The following is a 3864-nucleotide window of genomic DNA, read 5'->3' as shown; positions in this document are numbered from 1 at the left end:
TGAAGGTCTTCGTTTTGCTATCCGTGAAGGTGGCCGTACTGTAGGTGCTGGTGTTGTAGCAACTATCGTAGCGTAATTATTAGCCTAGCTAATTGTTACCAAAAAGCCCGAGCTTAGTCTCGGGCTTTTTAATGCCCATAGGAAAATCATATGAAGGTGGCGCTCTTACTTTAGGCGTAGGTGCGTTGTAGTAACGTTCAAAGCGTAATTATTAGCCTAGCTAATTGTTACCAAAAAGCCCGAGCTTAGTCTCGGGCTTTTTAATGTCTAAAATAAAGTGTCATATGAAGGTGGCGCTTTTACTTTAGGCGTAGGTGCGTTGTAGTAACGTTCAAAGTGTAATTATTAGCCTAGCTAATTGTTTCCAAAAAGCCCGAGCTTAGTCTCGGGTTTTTTAATGTCTAAAATAAAGTGTCATATGAAGGTGACGCCCTTACTTTTGGCGTAGGTGCGTTGTAGTAATGTTCAAAGCGTAATTATTAGCCTAGCTAATTGTTACCAAAAAGCCCGAGCTTAGTCTCGGGTTTTTTAATGCCTAAAATATAGAGTGATTTGAAGGTGAGGATCTCACATTAGGCGAAGATACTTGGTAAAAATATTCAAAATGTCATTGTTGGCATTAATAAAAAACCCGAGCCAAGCCCGGGTCTCTATAAGTTATGAATATGCCATAATTGGGTGATAACTATTCAATATTTTGAATTTGTTCTCTCATTTGTTCAATCAACACTTTTAGCTCTACAGCAGCAGTAGTGATGTCACTATTGATAGACTTAGATGCTAGCGTGTTAGCTTCACGATTAAATTCTTGCATCATAAAATCTAGGCGACGGCCACATGCGCCACCTTTTTTAAGGATTTTTTTAGTTTCTTTAACGTGAGACTTTAAACGATCTAATTCTTCGGCTACATCTTGTTTTTGAGCAAGATAAATAAGTTCTTGTTCAAGGCGTGATTCGTCAATGTTTGCTGTTAAGTCTTCTAGCTTTTGAGCCAGCTTTTCACGTTGCCACTTAGCAATCTCGGGCATATGCGTTTCTACAATTTCTACTTGCTCTAAAATCGCATCAAGGCGGATTGCTATCATTTCTTCAAGGTTTGCACCTTCATCGCCACGGGCTGATTTAAAATCTTCGATTACTTGATCAAGACCAACAATTAGTGCGGTATTAACGCTATCCATATCAAGTTCTTCAGCTTCCATAACACCAGGCCAACGCAATATATCAACAGGATTAATATCGCCATTACTTTGTTGTTGAACCCATTTAGCGCTATTTATCAATTGCTCAGCAAGGGCTTGGTTAATTGATAGCTCACCAACATGGGCTGGATTTGCTACAAACTTTAAAAAGACCTCAACTTTACCGCGTTGTAAGTGTTTGCGTAAACGCTCACGAATAACTGGCTCCATGCCACGAAATTGCTCTGGTGCGCGAATAAATGTTTCAAGGTAACGCTGGTTCACTGAACGAACTTCCCAAGTGCCAGTTCCCCAATCGCCTTTTATTTCGCGACGCGCATAAGCTGTCATACTGTGGATCATGGATATTTTCCTAAATTAATAAATACAATATTACGATGATTATACCGTAACACTGCTTAAGCTCTAGGGAAAATTTAATACACTGAATATTTTGCATACAGCTATTTATTTAAATCAGCATGGTATCTATACCCACATACACTTATAATGTCGCAAATTCTGAATTAAGGGGATCGTCAATGCGTCCAAGCGAAAGAACACCTAACCAAATTAGACCTGTTACATTTACACGTAATTATACTTTGCATGCTGAAGGCTCAGTACTTGTTGAGTTTGGTAACACCAAAGTACTTTGTACAGCGACTGTTGAATCGGGCGTTCCTCGTTTCATGAAAGGCCAAGGTAAAGGTTGGATCAATGCTGAATACGGTATGCTACCGCGCGCAACGCATACGCGTAATGCGCGTGAAGCTGCACGTGGTAAGCAGGGCGGTCGTACTATGGAGATTCAACGCTTAATTGCACGTGCACTTCGTGCTGCTGTTGATTTAAAAGCGCTTGGCGAAAATACGATTACTATCGACTGTGATGTTATTCAAGCTGATGGCGGTACGCGAACTGCTTCTATAAGTGGCGCATGTGTTGCACTTGTTGATGCACTAACGCACATGCGTGCTAAAGGCATGATTAACTCAAACCCACTTAAGCATATGATTGCGGCTATTTCAGTAGGCATATACAAAGGTCAAGCAATTAGCGATTTAGAGTATATAGAAGATTCAGCTGCTGAGACTGATATGAACGTAATTTTAACTGAGACAGGTAAAATTATTGAAATTCAAGGTACAGCCGAAGGTGAACCTTTCTCGTTTGATGAGCTGGATGAATTACTTACTTTAGCCAAACACTCTATACGTGAAATCATTGATGTACAAAAGCAAGCATTAGCATAAATAGGTAGGCCACTAGATATGAAAGATTATCAAAAAGAGTTTATAGAATTTGCTCTAGAGAAGCAGGTATTAAAGTTTGGTGAGTTTACTTTAAAGTCAGGGCGAACAAGTCCGTACTTTTTTAATGCTGGCTTATTTAACACTGGTCGTGATTTAGCGCGTTTAGGTCGCTTCTATGCTGCAGCATTGGAAGATTCAGCGATAGAGTACGATGTACTATTCGGTCCCGCGTATAAGGGTATCCCAATAGCGACAACAACGGCAGTTGCATTAGCAGATCACCATGATAAAGATGTACCGTACTGTTTTAACCGTAAAGAGAAAAAAGCACACGGTGAAGGTGGTACGTTAGTAGGCTCAGAACTCAATGGCAAAATAATGCTAGTTGATGATGTAATTACCGCAGGTACCGCTATTCGTGAGTCCATGGAAATTATTGCACAAAATGGTGCAGACCTTAGTGGCGTTTTAATAGCATTAGATCGCCAAGAAAAAGGTAAAGCCGAGTTATCAGCTATTCAAGAAGTTGAGCGCGACTTTAATACCAAAGTAATTTCTATTGTAAAATTAGCTGATCTTATTAGCTACCTTGAAGCTCAAGGGACGATGGATGAACATTTAGCCTCAGTTAAAGCTTATCGTGATCAATACGGTGTAGCATAAATAAAAAGCCTCGCACTGCGGGGCTTTATTTTGACCTTCATTCATAGAGTTTTTAATGAAAGATATACTTAAACCAAATGGCTTAGGCCTCAAACGCGTTTTCAAAGCGACTTATTGTTCCTACCTAGGCTTTAAAGCAGCATTTAAGGAGGAAGCCGCATTTAGACAAGAGCTACTATTAAGCCTTATATTATTTCCTATTTCATTTTGGCTTGCTTCATCATTACTGCACTGGGCAATATTAATTAGCTCACTGCTTATTATTCTAATAGTTGAATTGCTAAACTCTGCAATTGAAGCATTAACAGATCGAGTAAGTACAGAATTGCATGTATTGTCAGGTAGAGCCAAAGATATGGGATCTGCAGCCGTAACACTTTCATTAGCGATCGTGTTGATCATTTGGGGTGTAAGCCTTTACATGAAGATCGTTTGATACAATATTTGATATTAGAATAGTTAAAGCGCCTTTAGTTGTTAATAACTTGCTAGCTATGTTGTGTTTTTAACGTGTTTAGCTCAAATACTCAGCGAACAGTACTTTATTTCAAGTTTTCTTCAAAAAAGGGTTGATCTGTTTTCGGATCTCCCTATAATGCGACCCCACTGAGACGGGAAACGCCAACGCATAGCGAGGCACGAACTACCTCAGAGAGTTAAATAAAACTTCGGTTTTAAATCTTCCAAAAGAAAGTTTAAAACAAAGTGTTGACTCGAAAAATAAAGGGTGTATTATTCGCATCCCTTGAGACGCTAAAGCGA

At 39.5% G+C, this 3864-nt stretch carries 4 protein-coding genes and 1 pseudogene; 4 read left to right on the top strand and 1 reads right to left on the bottom strand.

Features of this window, described 5'->3' with window-relative positions; genetic code table 11:
- Positions 1–76: pseudogene (locus I6E80_RS20250) on the top strand (elongation factor Tu); the annotation flags it as partial.
- A 609-nt stretch (positions 77–685) separates the two neighbouring features.
- Here the strand turns inward: I6E80_RS20250 and I6E80_RS20245 are convergent.
- Positions 686–1546 (bottom strand): YicC/YloC family endoribonuclease, encoded by an 861-nt coding sequence (locus tag I6E80_RS20245; RefSeq protein ID WP_166115063.1) that lies wholly within the window; start codon positions 1544–1546, stop codon positions 686–688.
- 179 nt (positions 1547–1725) lie between these two features.
- Here I6E80_RS20245 and rph point away from each other — a divergent pair, with 179 nt between their 5' ends.
- From rph to I6E80_RS20230, 3 genes are read left to right on the top strand one after another with little or no spacing between them, the layout of a single operon-like run.
- Entirely contained in the window at positions 1726–2439 is a 714-nt protein-coding gene (rph, locus tag I6E80_RS20240; protein ID WP_002958890.1) for a ribonuclease PH, read from the top strand.
- 18 nt (positions 2440–2457) lie between these two features.
- A complete protein-coding gene (gene pyrE, locus I6E80_RS20235; protein ID WP_197186317.1) occupies positions 2458–3102 on the top strand; it encodes an orotate phosphoribosyltransferase in 645 nt (214 codons plus the stop codon).
- A gap of 55 nt (positions 3103–3157) precedes the next feature.
- The gene (locus I6E80_RS20230) at positions 3158–3538 is read left to right on the top strand and encodes a diacylglycerol kinase (protein WP_024598706.1); all 381 of its coding nucleotides are present in this window, start codon (positions 3158–3160) and stop codon (positions 3536–3538) included.
- Positions 3539–3864: the final 326 nt, after the last annotated feature.

It is taken from the genome of Pseudoalteromonas sp. NSLLW218 (assembly GCF_015864775.1).
GTDB lineage: Bacteria > Pseudomonadota > Gammaproteobacteria > Enterobacterales > Alteromonadaceae > Pseudoalteromonas.
Note: the sequence above shows the minus strand (reverse complement) of the source record. Positions and strands in the feature narration are given on the sequence as shown.